Source organism: Spiroplasma endosymbiont of Melanargia galathea (genome assembly GCF_964031075.1).
Taxonomy (GTDB): Bacteria; Bacillota_I; Bacilli_A; order Mycoplasmatales; family Mycoplasmataceae; genus Spiroplasma_A; species Spiroplasma_A apis.
Map to the genome: position 1 here is coordinate 536,694 of NZ_OZ035000.1, position 17,725 is coordinate 554,418.

Below are 17,725 nucleotides of genomic sequence, written 5' to 3' on the forward strand. Positions count from 1 at the left end.
TTAAAGTGAGCAATAGATTTATTATTGATGGCGATGTAATGATTTGATATCATGCTAAAAGGATAGTTGACAAATCAAGACAGTTTAAAAATGAAGATAAAGATACTAATAATATGAAATCCCCAACTTTACCTAAAAATGAGTTGGAAAAATTTAAGAATTTTTTTAATGTCCAAACTATTAATTTATCAAAAGAGAATGTATTTCAAGTTGTGGGTGAATTTTATATTGATATAGATAAATTCTGACAGCATATAGATTATATAAAAGCTAAATTTCACAATAGTTTATTTCAAGGAAACGCTTTTTCTTTTGAAAAACTAGGAAATTTTAAACAAAAAACGTTATTGGGTACGATTTCATTCGGGCTAAGAGCGGGTTACAGAAAAGAATTCACATTGAATTTTGGAAAAAAAAGTCCTATGCGTAATGGTCCAAAAATTACTTATGATGATAAGTTGTTTGAAAACTTTATCTTTGGCGGATTTTTTGGCGGAGAATATAATGGTACAAATTATAATTTTGTTACATTGAGAATAAATAGAGTAACACGAGAGATAGATCACGTTGTCGATGATGTATTACTGGAGAAAGCACTAAGTGATTTATATATTTATAAACAAGACACTACAAACCAAAAGCTCTTAGATTATATAGATGAACATAATCTAAGTACTGTTGAACAAGATTTATTAACAATAACTCGTGAAAGAGATTTAAGTGTGAAACACAATAAATTACAAAATTTTTTAAATAGTTTTATGATTTTGAAAGGTTTTAAAACTTTTATGGAATATAACCAAGTTATAGATTTATATGCTCATAATAATGAAAAAAATATCATTTTTGAAATTAAGACATCTCAAAAGGAAGTATATAAAGCTATTGGTCAATTGTTATCATATCAATTTCTAGTAAATGAATATGTTGAAAAAATAATCATAACTGATGAAAAATATGTGTTTTCAGATCATATTTCAAAAGCTATGGATAAATATGAAATTAAATATTATCATATCGCTGATTACGTAAAAGATTTTATCTAGTCTATCATCTCAATAAAACTTGTTGTTTGGGGTGTATTATAATTCAGATTTTTCCTTTTGAGTATTTTATTTTTAGACTTTTTTATAATTTGTAAATCCGTTTGTTAATGGAATTTTCGAAATTTTAATTTACAATAAAAAATAAACATTAAATTAAAGGGTCACCCCAAACTACACAAAAATTATGTATATAATTTTTATAGGAGGGTGTCTTTTTTATAGCTAAAACAAAACTATTTACTGCAGATGAAAAAATGAAAATAGTAAATGAATTTTTATATTTGTGTATTTAGTTTTCTTTTTACTTAGTTGACTTTTAAAACTTATCCAAAAAATATTTATTAATTAAAAAATTTAAAAATTATATGATAATTTTAAAGAATTTATAAATAGTGTGAGGAAAACAAAATGAAAAATATTAATTTTAAAATATTTAATTTCAATTTTAAGAAATTAATAAAGAATAGAATTTTAATAATACTAACAGTTGTTTATTTATCTATTTCAACGTTACTTGAAATAATATCTTTTTACAATTATTTTGATATCACAAACAAGTATTTTGATAAAATTGACTATTATTTTGATTGTTTTTTCTTTTTAAAAATAATTTTTGATGTAATTTTACTGTCAATCATTGTTATTTATATTATAACATTGCTTTTTTATGTAGATAAAAAAGAAGGTAAAATAGATTTGGAAATAAAAGGTGGAATTAGTGTATTTCAAAGTTTTTTTTCAAGATTTATTATATTTTTTGTTACATGCATTGTAATACTTATATTTAATTTAATAGTCCAAAGCTTATTAATGCTTTCTATAAGTAACTATTTTATAGAGGCAAAATTAAAAGTTTTAAGTTTTTTTGCCTATAAGTTTTTATTAATAATTATTGTTTCTGCTTTAGCATTTATATTATTAATGTTAATTAAAGCAAAAATATCACTTACTTTAATTTCTATATTAGCTTCTTTAATATCTATTTCTCAGGCAGTTGGAGGAATTAAATATAGCGAAATCAATGAACTATATCGTTATCAGGCAAATACATTTATGTATGAAAAACAAACTTCTTTTATAAATAAATTTAAAAATGATGATATATTTACTGATATATTTGAAGGTTTCAAAAAAGCATATAATTACACAAGTCCAGATTTCATTCAATATCAATATGGAAATTATGATTATATTCTAGAAAAATATAAACAAGAGGCAATTGATACTTTTGGAACTAACTATATTGATTTCATAGTTTATTTAAATAAGTTGTTTGATGAAAATTATACTAAATTTACTAACTATAATTTAAATGGGTTTAAAATGGAAGACACTCTTACTTACAACTTCAGACCCATTGTTCTTAATTTTAACTATTTAATGAAAAATAATAATAGAATTTACAACATATTAAATAAAGTTATTAGTTTATCAAATGAAAGTAAATACAAAAATATATTAAATGCTCTTAAAGATATTTCAAATAATTATTTTGAATTTATAATGACCTATAAAGGGAATGTTTCATATCCTGCCAATAGTTTTATAGATTATAGCATCAACCAGGGTTATTTTAAAAACACACTTATAAATTATAAAACACCAGATCAGTTTGACCTATATTATTTTATTTCCTCAATGTTTTTTGAAATAACTTATTGAAATAACTATTATGAAGTAAATTACAAAAAAGGTATAGATTTAAAGTTAACACCAAGTGAAGAGCTACTAAATAAAATAAAATTAATTACACATATCAACCCATTTAATCAACTATCACAACTTTCATATGGTAATTATTTTCGAGAAAACTATAAATATTATCATGATAAATTTTCAATTACTTCACCAAATAATTTATTTGAAAGTCCAACCACACCTTTACAATATAAATATTTTATTGATACTTCTAATGAGGAAGGACCAGTAAAACTTGAAAATTTAGAAGAACAAACCATTGAGTTTGTAAATTATATTTACTTGTACTTTATGTACTTTATATCAATGATTATTTTGTGGTATATTGGTTATCTAAAATATAAAAAAACTATTAAATTATAACTAAATAAAATTAGCAAAAAGGAAGCTAAGTAGACCAGTATAAAATTACTGGTTTTTTGATAGAAAAGAAATAATGCCAAAAACTTATGATAAGAACATAAAAACTGAGGCCGTAAAAAGGTACAAAAACGGTGAAAATATAGACAAAATAACTAATGATTTAAATATTAAAGCAGGATCGCAATTAATAAGAATCTGATATAAGTCCTCAAAATCTTGTTATTCTTATAGTATATATAAGGATTGCAAAGATGTTAAATTGATGAGTCAAAAGTTAAAAAAAGATTTTATTTCTAAGGAACTTAAAAAAAATAAGGAAAATAAAATACTTAAGGACTGAATAAAATAATTAGAAAAAACTTAAAGTTTGAGATAGAAGAAAAATTGTTAGCAATAGCGAGTAAAGAAATATTGGAAAAGTCCATTCCTTCTTGCACGGTAACAATATTGATGAATTTATTGAAAATGAGTAAGAATGAAAAGATAATGATAATGGCAACAAAAGCTTATAAATATTATGCATGCTCTCAAATGTATTATTTAGTTGCTAATTATGGTATGGGAACTAATAGGTTAATAAATTATTTTAAAGTTCATAAAAATACATATTCGAAATTTAAAACAAGATTAAATTAGAAAACCCTATTTTGTTATACAAATTCAAGCTAAAGATTCCAACTATTAATAGCTATGAAAATGAAAGATTTGAAAATGCAGTAGACTTAGTAAAAGATTTTAAAGAAGCAAATAATGATTTAAAAACAGGTTCTCTTTTAATAAGGAAATGAATTTTTGTTAATAAGAATAAAAGAGTCTCTGAAAAAATGATTAACCTAATCAAAAGAGAAAAACCTGAGGTATTTAAAACTCATTTAATAGGGACAATTACAAAAAATCAAGTTATTTCAATGAATCAAAAAAACATAACTCTTATGTTAGAGATGATTTGATTGAAATGAATTACAATACTCCTAATGTAGTTGGAGTTGATGGTACAAATCTAAAAATAGAATTAAATACTTCTTATTTTAAAACAAAATATATTTACTTGACTATGTTGAGGCATTTTTTATTAAAGTTCTACTTGATATGAACGTTTCAAGATTTAACATGTTAGATTTGTATTCTTAATTCATCATATTCAAAATTATTGGTAGATAATCATATAAATAGATTTTTCATTAACTTAATAGATGATTATTATCATTATGTAAATGATTTATTTATATTAATTATTCAAAATTAAAAATTTATTGGAGTTTAATTTTAAAGAAATATACAAAATACTTTTCTAAAGGTATAAATAAACGAACATTATATTTATATTCACAATTTTAAAAAGTTTTTCAATTACTTTATTCTATAATCAAAAAAAGGATGAAAGAAAGATGAGTTATTTACATTGAGTTATAATATTTTTTACTTTAATAATATTTGTATTAATGGTTTATATTTTTTGGAATAAAAATAAGAATAAGCGAATTAAGGAAGTATTACAAAATAATCAGAAAAAATTATCTAAATTATCTAGTGAAAATTTAAATTTAAAACAAAACAATAGAATAATAATTGGTCGCTATCGACAAAAAGAAAATGAATTATTACTTTTTCAACAAGAATCAATTAAAAACTTTTTAAATAACAATAATAGTAAGGAAACTCATTTTGATAGCTTTTTCAAAAGATTAGAACGACAATTTATTAGCAATAGTAATTATAGAAAAGCATTAAAATTTGTATTTGATAAGGTAGAAAAAGGAACACAAAATAATGCAAAATTTATCATGACATTAGAGGATTTTAAATCAGATAATGGTTGAATGATTGTTATGAGTTTACTAGCATGTAATCAAATAAATGATATTTCAAATAAAGAAAAACAATCTTGATTTGCAAACTTCGTGCCTTTAAAAGCTTTATTTTATAACGAGAATAAGAAAAACTTTATAAAAAATACTTGATTAGTTTTTGAAAAAGAAGTACATTGAAAAAGTAAAAATGAAAGAGCTAAAGAAACATATTTTCCTCTTAGACCTGATTTAATGCTAATTGCCAAAACAGCAGATGATTATAATATAGTGATTTTAGAATTAAAACAGTGATCTGAATACTGAAATAACACTAACTTAGAAAGTAAGAAAGCAAAAATTAAAAGACAACTTGAAGCATATAAAAAGAATACTAAAATTAAAGCTAGAAACTATAATATTAAAATTGTTGCCTTATCATTTTTATTTAACTTGTCAAAAGAACAAATAAGAAACTTCAATCAAACTGACAAATGTGTTATTCATTTTGCCGCTGAAGATAAGGTTAAATTATCTCAAAAAATTTATATGTCACTTACAAATAATAAGGAAGTTGAAGAATTTGACGTTGATGAACTTTCTATTATTTTAAACATCTTAGAAGATTATTAAAATAATTACTGCAAACAAATATGTATAGTTTTATAAAAAATAAGTAAAAGTTTGTTGATTAGTGATAAATTATAATTTGAAATATCGAAACATTTTACCTAAATATATGATTATTAATAATTATTATCTCTTTTTTATCAATTATTAAAGGTTTAAATGATAATAAAAAAAAAAAAAAAAAGAAAAGACAACTTATATGTTATTATAAATATGTAATAGCCCAAAAATAACTTATATCTGATTGATAAATAGTTCATGATGAGTAATGCTTATTTTTATAAAGATAATATTTTTAAAGGATTTATATAACCATCATTATTAAGGAATAATTAACACCTTAGTACATCAGTCACAAAATTCCTTTATATATCATTCAAAATATTTTATTTTTAAAAATTTAAGTTCATATTCCTCTTTTCTTGAGTGTTTGTTAAATTAATTTGTAAGTAGTTTTAAAAACAAATAAAACTTTTGTCTATTACACTCAAAAGGAGGATTTAATATGTATTTTTTTATTAAAAGAAAATTAAAAAAAATATTTAGGAAAAAACCTATAATAATAAATATTAAAATAATATTTAAAGATTAATAACTTATATCTGATTGATAAATAGATCATGATGAGTAACGCTTATTTAAATAAAATATTTATAATTTACACTTTTTTAAAAGAGTAACTAAAATATCGAACATTACTTTTAGCATAATTTTAAAAAATATTATTTTATATAATATTGTTATTATTTAAAAAATAGAAAAGTAAAATTTTACAAGTAATTTATTATTTATTTGCGATAGAGCAATTTATATAGATATTTCTAAAAATAAGTATTATTGTAAAAAAAAAGGAGAAAAAAACATGGAATTCAAATTTAAATGTCCGAACTGTTTAGAAATAGTAAATATATCGGATGAAAATTTAGATAAACACACTTCTGAATTCAACGAGTTCAAGAATTCGATAGTAAGTAAGTACGAAGAAAAGCATTATCAAGAGATTAAAAAACAGCTTGAAAGAAACTATCAAGAAGAATTAAGAAAACAAGTTGAGTTAAAGGAATTAAACATTAAAAGCGAAAACAAAGACAAAATCAACAATCTAGAAAAACAAATTGAATGATTACAACTAGAAAAAGAGAAATCAATCTTAAATAAGGAAAAGGAATTAACTGATAAATATCTAACAAAAATTAATGAACTTGAAAAAGCTCTTGATTCTAGTGACAAAACTAAAGAATTAGCTCTAAAACAAAAAGAGTTAGAAATAAATAACACATACTCAAAATTATTAGAAGAAGTTAATAAAAAAAATAGTAATCTTGAAAATAAGTTAAACACTACAACACTAGAATTCCAATCTTATAAAGATCAAGTAGATAATATTTTAAAATCAAAAGTTATGGAAGTTGAGTTAAGTAAAAACAATATGATTGCTTCATTAACAGAAGAAGTTAATAACTTAAAAAACTCTTTAAAAACTGAGTTACTTTTAAAAGAGCAAGAACTATTAAAAATGAATGCCGAATTATTGGAAGAGAAAGATAAAATAATCAATGAATTAAAATTAGCAAATGCCACAAATAGAATTTTAAATAATAAAATAAAAGGGGAAAATTGAGAATTAGAAGTTGAAACTGAATTAAGAAAGTTAGCTGCAATTTCGAATGATGAAATCAAAAAAATAACAAGAGTAGGTAATAAAGCTGATTACCTACAAATTGTTAAAGTAGATGACAAAGAAATAGGAAGAATAGTGTTTGAATGTAAAAATGGAGAGTGAAAAGAAAGTTGAGAGACTAAATTGGCTGAAGACATGGCTAAGGAATCTGGTTCTTATGCTATATTAGTGGCAACTTCGGTTGTTGACAAGTTCAAAATACCATTTTTAGTATCAGATAAAAATAAAAACATTTTCATAGCAGATCCAGAAAGTTTTGCCTTCGTTATAGGAATGATTAGAAGAATCATCATCATGGAAAATAATTTAAAAAATCAAGGTGCTTCGAATGATGTTATGGATGATTTTGGTAAATGAAAGACATCATCTTTTGAATTATTTAAATCAGTGTTCCAAAAAAGTATAAATAATATTGAAGGTGATGAAAAAACTATCATAAATAAAGTTGCTGATATTACCAAAAATCGAGAGATAATTGTTAGAAAATTCCAAGAATTAATAATTAATTTTATAGAAAGTTTCACTTTTTAAATAAAGAAACCTTAATTCACTAAGGTTTCTTTTTTTGACCTTATTTTACAAAACTTATGATTATAGGTGTTTCTCTATTGATGTATTTATTAAATAATCATTATGTATCAATTCACAAAATAAATTATATATTTAGATAAAATGATTGATTAACACTAAACTATTGATAATCATTGTATAATTTCAATAAAGGAAACGTATAATGGACAAAAAATGAGAAATAGTATTTGACTATTTAATGTATTTGATAAGAGAAAATAAAGTTTTACCTGGAGAATCATTACCTAGTCAAAATATGTTAAAAACCAAGTTTCAATACTCTGAACAACCTATAAGAATGGCTTTTAATAAACTAATAGAATTACAAATAGTAAAAGCTGTCAATGGTAAAGGTTTCATTGTCCAAGATAAAGTTGCAAATAATCTTTTATTTAGCTTTCGAGAATTATTCCCAGGATCTAAAAATATTTACAAAGATTTTATTGAAGTAGTTTGTGATCAAGAAATCTCGAAACTTACTGGTTATCAAGTGGGCCAAAGAATTATCAAATATAAGTGTGTTAGATTTACATTAGAAAATGAATTAATCTTATTTCAAGAAAGTTATTTAGCTAAAGAAAAATTTAAAAATCTAACATTAGATGACTTAAATAACCATGGTTTGATTTATTTTATTGAAAATAAATCAAAGTCAATATTGAGCCACTCCTCTAAGAAAATCTCATTTATAACTGAAAGTGAATCTTTGAAACAAGAATTCGCTTTAAAAGATGAGATAAATAACGGTTTGATATTAGATGAAGGAAGGGTTTACGATATTTTTGGTGAACTATTAGAGTTCAGAAAAAGTTATTATCAACCAAGTTTTTTTGAATGAAACTTTATTGAGTGAAGAAAATAAGAAAGGTTAATAAACAATGGCAAAAATTAATTATGCTGATGAGGCAAAAAGATTTCTTGATGCAGTTGGTGGAAAAGAAAATATTGATACATACTTACATTGTGTCACTAGGTTGCGATTTAATGTTTATGATAAAGAAAAAGTAAACATAGATTCAATCAAAAGCTCACCAATTACAAAAGGAATTAATTGAAGTCAAAATCAATTACAAATTATATTAGGTACAGGTGTTGTAGAGGCTGCCTATGCAGAAGTTAAAAAACTTCTAGAAACAACTATTGAAAGCAATAATGCTTCAAAAACTAATAAAAATACTGACTTTGAAGAATTCAAAATGAAAGCAAGAGCAAACAAAGAAGCCTTAAGAAACAAAGGGGGCAAGTTTGCATGAATACAAATGAGTATGAAAACTTTAGGGGATATATTCCTACCAATTATTCCCGCAATAGTAGCTGCTGGTTTAGCAATGGGACTTGCGGCTTTATTTCAAAATATTTTTCATTACGATAAAAGCTCATTATTTGGAAAAATCATTGACATCGTAACTAAAACAGCTTTTAGTTCATTATCTGTTTTAGTATGTTGATCAACTGTAAAACGTTTTGGGGGTAACCCTGTATTAGGAATAATTATTGGTTTGATGCTAATAAGTCCGTTACTACCTGATAAAGGAGCTATCGCTACTTGAGATGCTCAAAGCGCCTTCCAAAATAAACATGGTGAAGGTTGAGAAAAAGAATGAATGGCTTCTACTGGTTTAGGTATCATGGATACTCCAGTTAAACCTCTATATTTATGAATTATTCCAATAACAGGTTATCAAGGATCTGTTTTACCAGCTTTAATTATTGGGATTGGAGTCGCTTATTTAGAAAAATGAATAAAGACTTGAATGCCTAAATCAGTTAATATCATATTTACACCGTTTTTAACAATAGCAATCTCACTTGCTGTCGCATTACTAGCACTAGGACCAATCCTATTGTTAGTAGAAAAAGGGGTACTAATCGGTACAAAAGCAATCTTAAATATTCCATTTGGATTTGGAACTGCTTTAATTGCGGGACTATTACAAGCAATTGTTATAACAGGATGTCATCAAGTTTTACAAGGACTTGAAATGCAATTAGTAATTGATGGAAGCATTCCTGAAAATGGAGTTGCACAAGGATCTATCTTTAATGCAATTTGAACAGCTTCAATTATATCTCAAGGAGGTGCTGCAATGGCAGTAGCCTTGAAATCAAAAGCTAAGCAAGAAAAAAATCTAGCAATTTCATCAGCTGTTTCGACAGTTTTCGGAATAACTGAACCCGCAATTTTTGGAGTAAACTTACCTAAAATTAAACCATTTATATTTGCTTCTGTTGGTGGATTTGTTGGTGGATTTGTTGCAGGTTTACTAAAAGTAACTTGTTCTGGAATGGGAGTGACAGTACTTCCTGGATTACTATTATATTCAAACAATGTAAGAAACTTATTATTGATAATCTTAGTTAATATTGTTGCCTTTTCATCTGCATTTGCACTAACTATTTTCTTTTATTGAGAATCAGGAAAAAAAGTTACAGAAAAACAATTGCAAGTGTTCTCAACTAAAGTTGTTAATGCTGAATTAGATCTTAAGAGAATTAAAAAAGATACTTCTGTTGATAATCATGATAAATTATTAGAAAAAGCAGAAAGTAAATTAAAAAAATATAAATCACAAGAAGAAAAACTAAAAAATGCGAAACAAAAGTACGATAGTTATCTTGAAGAAGTTAAAGTACTAAAAATAAATGAAAAAGCAGAAAAAGAAGCAAAACTTAAAAACAAAGAAGAACTAAAAAATCTGAAAAAAGACCCTCAAAAATGACAAGCTCACTTGGATAAAATCAAAAAAGAAAAGCTTGAAAGTAAAAGAAGTCAACGATAGAATGGTTGGTATATAAAATGAAGTGAGAAAAATATAGTTTAATTAATGAAGATCACTTAAACTTGTTTGAAGAATATCATATGAAAAAAGAACAAGACTGATATAATAACCAATACCATTTATCTGGCTATTGTGGTTCTACAAATGATCCAAACGGTTTAGTTTATTACAAAGGACAATATTTTGTATTTATGCAAAATTGTCCTTTTAGCATTGAACACCATAATAAATCTTGGGCTTTATTTACAACTAAGGATTTCATTAATTATGTTTATGAAGGTCTTACACTAATACCTTCAAATAAGTATGATAAAAATGGTGTATTTTCAGGAAGTGCTAGAGTTAATTCAGATGGAAAAATAGAAATTTACTATACAGGAAACATAAAGTTTGATGATATTAATAGAACAAGTTACACATTAAAAGCTTTCATAGATTTAAAAGAAAAGATTGTGAAAAAAGAATTATTATTCGAGTGTGATTTGGATAAATATACTGGTCATTTTAGAGATCCAGTTGTATTTGAGAAAAATGAAAAGCTATATATGCTAAATGGGGCACAAACTAAACAAAAAGAAGGTGTTCTTAATCTTTACGTTTTCAACGGAACAACTTGAGAATGATTTAAAGATATTAATATTGATTCTGGTGATGAACAAAACTCATATATGTTAGAATGCCCTAATTATTTCAAATTGGAAGGTAAGGAATTTATCTTTGCTTGCCTTGAACAAGATGCTCCCTTAAATGAAGGTAGTCATTTTGTAAAATATAGAGAAATAGAATTAGATGATGAAATAAACTTCAAATACAAATCTAAACTAATAAAAATTGATTTAGGTTATGATTTTTATGCTCCTCAAGTATTTGCTAATACAAATGAGCGTGTAATTATGATGGGTTGATTAGGTAATTCAAAATCTAATCCATATCCTAATGAGTTAACGACTTGAAGTAATCATTTAACAGTTCCAAGAGAGTTATTTTTAAAAAACGGAGTCATTCATCAACTACCAATAAAAGAATTAGAAGCACTACGTTCTAATAAAATTGAAACAAACAATAACGAAATAAATTATTATAATGGAATTGTGGAATTGTTATCAACAAACATAAATAATAATGACTTCGAAATCTCTATAGGTAATGATAGTAACTATGTAATTTTGAAAAACGTAAACAATGTTTTTTCAATAGATAGATTAAAAATGGATTATATCGATGAAGTTAATTTACCTTCGCAAATAAATTTTGGTGATTTAAACATCGAAGATATTAGAATAATGATTGATAGAAGTTGTTTAGAGTTATTTATAAATAATGGTCAGTATGCAATTTCGTTAAGATTTTTCATAAAAAATCATAGTAAAATAAAATTAAATTTAAAAGAATTTGAAGCGTATCAGCTGATTTCAAACAAGTACATTTGAAATAATATAATCTTTAAAAATGAAATAGAGGAATAAGATATGAAAAAAATAGTTTCAATAGGTGAAGTCTTAATGGATGTCTATTATGCTGATGGTATTGATAAGGCAGAAGTTGGGGGAGCAAGTTTTAATGTTGCATGTTCTATTGCTGCTTTAGGAACAAATGAAAGTTATTTTATGGGTTCTTTAGGTAATGATGATCATAAAGAAACAATTAATTCTTTCTTAAAAAAATTTGATGTTAAAACAAATTTTATCCAAGATTCAAATTTGCAAACCACTATAGCTAGAGTTACATTAGATGAAAATAAAGAAAGATTTTTTGAGTTTATTAGAAATAGTGATGCTGAATTCAATCTTGACTTGATTGAAGATGTATCACTAAAAGAAATTGATTTCATTCATTTCGGTAGTGCCACAGGTTTTTTGCCAGGTAATCTAAATAAATCTTATTGAGATTTATTTAGATTTGCTCAAGAAAACAATATAAGATTCAGTTTTGATCCTAATTTTAGAGATAAGCTATGGTTGACAAGTGAAGATATTAATAATTTTTGTAAGTTCACAAACGAGTTTTTATTAAAAGCGGATTTAATCAAACTTAGTGACGAAGAGTTGCAACTTTTAACAGGTATCAAGGATGAAGAAATAGCTTTAAAAAAATTAATGGAAAATAATAAAAAGGCATTAATATGTATAACTCGTGGCTCAAAAGATACAATGTGTGGTTGAAATAATGAGATTTTATATGTACCAACAATCAAATGTGAAGAATTGGTTGATACAACAGGGGCTGGCGATGCTTTTGTTTCAAGTCTTATTAACGAATTTGTTTCTGAAAATATAGATTCTGACTCAAGCAAGGAAAAGATTTTTGAAATAGTTATGAAGTCTAATAAATTTGCTAATCAAACAGTTAGACATTTAGGAGCATTAACGTTCCTTGATTATCTAGAAAAATAGGAGGTAACTCCTTTTTTTAAAATGTGTTTATTATCTAATTATCATTATAGACAAAAGTAAATATTTTAAATGAATAGGGCTTTTTGTTGATATTTAAATATTTTTAAAAGTAGCTAAAAAAGAAAAAGAATTTCTATTTAAGAAATTCTTTTTATATATAATTATAGTTTTATTATTATGCGTTTTTAACTTTTCCACACAGTGTTAGAATTCCACCAACAAGAAATAAAATTAATGGTACGTAATAAGCTGATCATGCAAATGTTACACATATTAAAGATAAAATACCACAAATAATTTTGAATGTATTTGATTTTTTTGATAATGCCAACCCACCAAATATAATTACAAGTAGAGGACCAAGTATTAAAAAAGCACTGACCATTACTAATAATGTTGCACTCATAAATTTAAATGTTTTAGCAATTGTTGATCCTTCGACAAGTAATAGAATACCAACCAGACAACAAATGCTAGCTCCTATAATTGATGATATTATTCCACCTTTGGCTAATCCGTTCATCTTTTTATTACCTTTCTATTTGACATTGAGTCGCAATTTATGATACTAAAAAAAAGGTTAAAAGCAACGATTTGAGCTATCTATTATTAAATAATGTTATCTTTTATAAAGACGTTGAGTCGCAATTTAAAGGTGAGTAACTTTGGTCCTTAATTATTTAAGTAAGAAAAGCGATTCTAAATAAAATACTCCCATACTATATGCATGAGAGTAATTATTTAAAGCACAAATATAAAAACGATGCTTACTATTAATAAGATTGCACCAGTTATGAGAAAAATTTTTGCTATTCTTCTCATAGTTCCTTCTTCATCAGAAAGAGTTGTTTGATATCTCTTACGTTTATCATTATAGTAATTTGCTACATAATTGTTCTTTAATCAACTTGTTACGAGACTACCGATTATAGAAAAAACTGTAAAAGCTGCTGTTACTCACTCTGTTCGAGATATATTCTTTAGTAAATATATTGAAATTAAAAAAGATATACCAATAGCAAACAAACAAGCCAAAATAATTATAATGTAATCATAATATCTTAACCTTTTAGAATTCCTAAAAGATAATTGTTTTTCAATAGGATTATCTAGGACTTGACTTATTTTATCTTGCACATATTGATTATGTTCTAGTTTCGCTTTTTGTCGCTTTTCTTTTATGTAATTATTTTCTTTACTCATAAAGCCCCCTAAAAACTTATTATATTACATAAGTATGTAATTTCATAATTAGTTATTGATATTACACTCTAATCTAAATAAAAAAGTTTTTTTATTTTTTTGTTATCTCACAATTGTCGTGTCTAACTTAGAAAGAAATTAAGTCACTTCAAAAACAAGAAAAAACTCATAATATGCAGTGTATTAACACTTATATTGTGTTATAATTTTAATTGAGGTGAATAAAAAAAATGAAAAAATTAATGAGTTTTGTAGCCGCAATTGGCTTAGTATCATCAACAGGAACTACATTTTCTAATGTTGTTTCTTGTTCGACACCAAAAAAAGAAGAAGTTAAATCATTAACTTACAAAGAAGGAAAGAAGGACAACGATTTTATTGAAGTTTTAAAAAATAAAGCTTTAATAGGAACTAATGCAGAAACAAAAGGATTATTAATAGAAGGTAATAAATTACAAAGAGATTATATTGATGAGAAAGTTGAAGACGAAGACTTTGATTTAGGAAACTTTGAAGGAACAATGGTAGTTTTCCCTAGTCAAGAAAGTTTTGAAAATAGGGAAGAAGCAAATTCAACTGAGGCTTTCCCCGATTTTATTAATGAAATATTTAATGAAGTAAAAGGTCTTAAAAATGAAAAGACTACAAATGATGTAGAAAAAACTGTTTCTATAAGTTTTTATTTCTTTACCATTAAAGGAACTAAAAATAGTTCTGATTTTACAACTTTTTTATACAACTTTAAGTTTAATGGAAAATTATCAGAAGATGGTAAACAATCAGGAATTAAAGGGGAATCAACCTTGATATATAAAAATACAATTACTATTTCTTAAAAAGACCTTCTTAATAGAAGGCTTTTTTTAAGAAAAAATAACTATTTATTCATTGCTTTATTTGATTTTTTGCATTATTTTTTTATAAAATATAATTAACAAGGAGAAATAAAATGAAAATTTTTTTATCAAAATTAGGTATATTATCACTTTCGTTTTCTTTAGGTACTACATCATCTTTAACTATTTCTTGTGGGATTAAAGATCCTGCTAAGGAATTAAACTTTGAGAACGAAAAAAACGATAAAACATTCATAAAAGACTTAGAAGACAGCAAAGCAGAATTTTGTAATGATTTTGATTGTTCAAAAAAGAAAGTATTCAATTTAAGTGAAAAAAAGGATAAATTAAATGACAGTTATACAAAGACTAGTTCAATCAAATTAAATGACACTTTAAAAATTAAAGATATTTCCTTAGATGGTGAGTATACTGATACTCTTGAACCATTCATCAAAAACTTCACAGAACTAAATAACTTATCTGATATTAAAGAACATGGTGTTTCTTATATACCCACTATTGAAGGTCAAAAAAATAGTACAACTTTCAAAATATATATTTATAAATTTACATATTCATACTCAAGCACATTGAAAATTAGTGTGACAGAATGAAAATATAAATTATTATTTTTTAAAAATATCAACATAATTTAAACAACATAAAAGTCTCTTACAAAGAGATTTTTTTATACACATAAAATGTTATAATATAAGAAATAATATCTTTTTTTATTTATATTTAGCTGCATTTTTGCTAAAATTAATTACAAATTTTTTTGAGGAAAGGGGGAATAAAGTATGAGTACAAGATTTAACTCATTTTATTCAAAAAATGACGGTGACATGTGTGAACATTTAAAAATTGCTTATGATAAAATTTGTGGGCATTACAAGTGTATAAATTGTTACACAGAATTTTACTTTAAAAATAAAAAACAATATTTACATTTTAGGTCACGAATTGTTGGTAAATATGATTTTAAAGAAAGTCCAAGTATCCAAAGTTGCCAAATAGAAACAAAGATACAAGAGAGTATTTCAAAAAGAAAACCTTCAAATCTATCTTATGAATCTCATATGCAAACTAAAATAAGGAGAGTAAATCCTAAAAAAATGTATTATATGTTTTTTGTCCTCTTGATTCCTTTAATTTCAGCTATAAGCTTTGGGGTTTGAAAAGGGTTATCTAAACCTAATACTTCACCAGACATTAATGAAAATGTGCCAATTATTGGAAATATTTTACCTCAAAAAACTATAGCATTCGATGAAACTAATGAAACTAAAAAAATTATAAACTTTAACGAAAAAATAAACGACCTCAAAGTTGTAGAAATATTCACAACTATGGGTATAACAGTAGATATAAATAATGAATTAAAAGAAATCACTATTAAAATCGATAAAAACTTTAGTGGTGATCATTATTCTGTTGCTTTTTTTAGTCAAGAATATCAGTTAAAAGAAGTTTTAATTGTAAGTATTAAAAAGGAAAAATTTGATCTAGGTTTAAGTAAAAATAAAATTGATTTGATCATAGAAAATAATATCTTGCCAGCTGCAACAATAACATACAGTGATAAAATTAAAAACCTTAAATTAAAATCACAAAAACCTTCATTTTTAGATATAAACATTAACGAATCAAATAAAGAGATAAAATTAAATGTCAAACAAGCTGGTTCAGCATCTCTTATTTTTGGAAGTGATAATGCAGTTAGTGATGAAACAGTAGAAGTAAAAGTTACAGAAAAAGTAGTAGAAAAACCAGTTATTGAAAAAGTTGCTGATCAAGCGCTATTTGAAAAAGATGGTTCAAAAAACGTTTTATTATCTATTAAGAATCCAATTGCAAATGAGTTACCAGTAATTAAAAGTTCGGTAGAAAAAGTTGCTAAAGTCGAATACAATTCTAATCTTAAAGCAATTACAATTACTCCTTTATCTAAAGGAAAAACAGTTGTTACGATATCATATAAAAACGCTGACTCAGTAAGCTTTAATTTAGAAGTTTATGAGAGCATTAATATTTCTAAGTTTGATCCTATATTAGGATATGTTGAAGGCTATGCAAATAAAAATACTGATTTAGACCTAAATTCAACAGATAAATCTAACTTGATAAAAGAGTTTTTCAAACAAAATGGTTACGCTGATATTTCAGATGATATAGTTGGTCAAATTCAATTATCAAACTTCCATGTTATACAAGGACAAAAAATAAATAGGAAATTTAATCTAAAAGCAAACTCAAACTCTACAAAAGTTAATGGATCATTAGATGATGTATTCATAAGAGTTGCACCATTAGATTTAAGTGATAGTGCAAACCAAATAAAAGAAAGTGGTAACTTTATTACCCAAGATTTTCTAAGTATGAGTGATGTTGATAATCCTATTAAAGTTGAAGAATCAATATTAAAACAATTTATGAGTTTAAACAAAGACTTAAATCCAATGAAGCTTGAAGATATTCAAATAAGAAAAGGAACTGCAGTTATTAGTAATCAATTTAGTGTCGTTATTGAAGCTAAAAAAGGTCAAAATAATGTTTCTAAGGAAATTAAGTATACTTTTGGTGGATTCTATATAAATGGTACTACTGTAAAAATAGACATAGTAAAAATGTTTAATAGCTAGTACTTCCAAAGTAAATATACGTAAAAAAAGATGCAAATCTTTTTTTTCTTTTAATTACTTTTTTCACTAATGGGTATATCATATTTGTGAAGG

General features: G+C 24.7%; 16 protein-coding genes. 14 read left to right on the plus strand and 2 right to left on the minus strand.

The window, feature by feature from the left end; all coding sequences use genetic code 4:
- Window positions 1-5 precede the first annotated feature (5 nt).
- The 11 genes from AAHM92_RS02365 (at window position 6) to AAHM92_RS02415 (ending at window position 12,948) form a co-directional block, all read left to right on the plus strand.
- On the plus strand, window positions 6-1,046 hold the full coding sequence (locus tag AAHM92_RS02365) for a hypothetical protein (protein WP_500223035.1): 1,041 nt from the start codon (window positions 6-8) through the stop codon (window positions 1,044-1,046).
- 408 nt (window positions 1,047-1,454) lie between these two features.
- The gene (locus AAHM92_RS02370; protein WP_500223037.1) at window positions 1,455-3,107 is read left to right on the plus strand and encodes a hypothetical protein; all 1,653 of its coding nucleotides are present in this window, start codon (window positions 1,455-1,457) and stop codon (window positions 3,105-3,107) included.
- 73 nt (window positions 3,108-3,180) lie between these two features.
- Entirely contained in the window at window positions 3,181-3,456 is a 276-nt protein-coding gene (locus AAHM92_RS02375) for a hypothetical protein (protein ID WP_500223039.1), read from the plus strand.
- Window positions 3,457-3,557: 101 nt separating this feature from the next.
- Window positions 3,558-3,743: a hypothetical protein gene (locus AAHM92_RS02380; RefSeq protein WP_500223041.1), complete on the plus strand. Its 186-nt coding sequence runs from the start codon at window positions 3,558-3,560 to the stop codon at window positions 3,741-3,743.
- 11 nt (window positions 3,744-3,754) lie between these two features.
- A complete protein-coding gene (locus AAHM92_RS02385) occupies window positions 3,755-4,087 on the plus strand; it encodes a hypothetical protein (RefSeq protein WP_500223043.1) in 333 nt (110 codons plus the stop codon).
- Window positions 4,088-4,495: 408 nt separating this feature from the next.
- Window positions 4,496-5,527, plus strand: coding sequence for a hypothetical protein (locus AAHM92_RS02390; RefSeq protein ID WP_500223045.1), 1,032 nt, complete (start codon window positions 4,496-4,498; stop codon window positions 5,525-5,527).
- 859 nt (window positions 5,528-6,386) lie between these two features.
- On the plus strand, window positions 6,387-7,736 hold the full coding sequence (locus AAHM92_RS02395) for a DUF2130 domain-containing protein (protein ID WP_500223046.1): 1,350 nt from the start codon (window positions 6,387-6,389) through the stop codon (window positions 7,734-7,736).
- A gap of 202 nt (window positions 7,737-7,938) precedes the next feature.
- The gene (locus AAHM92_RS02400) at window positions 7,939-8,637 is read left to right on the plus strand and encodes a GntR family transcriptional regulator (protein ID WP_500223048.1); all 699 of its coding nucleotides are present in this window, start codon (window positions 7,939-7,941) and stop codon (window positions 8,635-8,637) included.
- Between the two features lie 16 nt (window positions 8,638-8,653).
- Window positions 8,654-10,555 carry a PTS transporter subunit EIIC gene (locus AAHM92_RS02405; RefSeq protein WP_500223050.1) on the plus strand — a complete coding sequence of 634 codons (1,902 nt, stop codon included), beginning with the start codon at window positions 8,654-8,656 and terminating at the stop codon, window positions 10,553-10,555.
- 17 nt (window positions 10,556-10,572) lie between these two features.
- Entirely contained in the window at window positions 10,573-12,021 is a 1,449-nt protein-coding gene (locus AAHM92_RS02410) for a GH32 C-terminal domain-containing protein (RefSeq protein ID WP_500223053.1), read from the plus strand.
- Between the two features lie 3 nt (window positions 12,022-12,024).
- Entirely contained in the window at window positions 12,025-12,948 is a 924-nt protein-coding gene (locus AAHM92_RS02415) for a carbohydrate kinase family protein (protein ID WP_500223054.1), read from the plus strand.
- Window positions 12,949-13,123: 175 nt separating this feature from the next.
- Here AAHM92_RS02415 and AAHM92_RS02420 read toward each other — a convergent pair whose 3' ends face one another.
- Entirely contained in the window at window positions 13,124-13,471 is a 348-nt protein-coding gene (locus tag AAHM92_RS02420) for a hypothetical protein (RefSeq protein ID WP_500223057.1), read from the minus strand.
- A 218-nt stretch (window positions 13,472-13,689) separates the two neighbouring features.
- Complete coding sequence (locus tag AAHM92_RS02425; protein WP_500223059.1) at window positions 13,690-14,151, minus strand: hypothetical protein; 462 nt, start codon at window positions 14,149-14,151, stop codon at window positions 13,690-13,692.
- Between the two features lie 230 nt (window positions 14,152-14,381).
- On the opposite strand from AAHM92_RS02425, the gene AAHM92_RS02430 reads away from it, so the two are divergent.
- The 3 genes from AAHM92_RS02430 (at window position 14,382) to AAHM92_RS02440 (ending at window position 17,632) form a co-directional block, all read left to right on the plus strand.
- Complete coding sequence (locus AAHM92_RS02430; RefSeq protein WP_500223060.1) at window positions 14,382-14,987, plus strand: hypothetical protein; 606 nt, start codon at window positions 14,382-14,384, stop codon at window positions 14,985-14,987.
- 113 nt (window positions 14,988-15,100) lie between these two features.
- On the plus strand, window positions 15,101-15,646 hold the full coding sequence (locus AAHM92_RS02435; RefSeq protein WP_500223062.1) for a hypothetical protein: 546 nt from the start codon (window positions 15,101-15,103) through the stop codon (window positions 15,644-15,646).
- A gap of 144 nt (window positions 15,647-15,790) precedes the next feature.
- Window positions 15,791-17,632 carry a hypothetical protein gene (locus tag AAHM92_RS02440; RefSeq protein ID WP_500223064.1) on the plus strand — a complete coding sequence of 614 codons (1,842 nt, stop codon included), beginning with the start codon at window positions 15,791-15,793 and terminating at the stop codon, window positions 17,630-17,632.
- Window positions 17,633-17,725 lie beyond the last annotated feature (93 nt).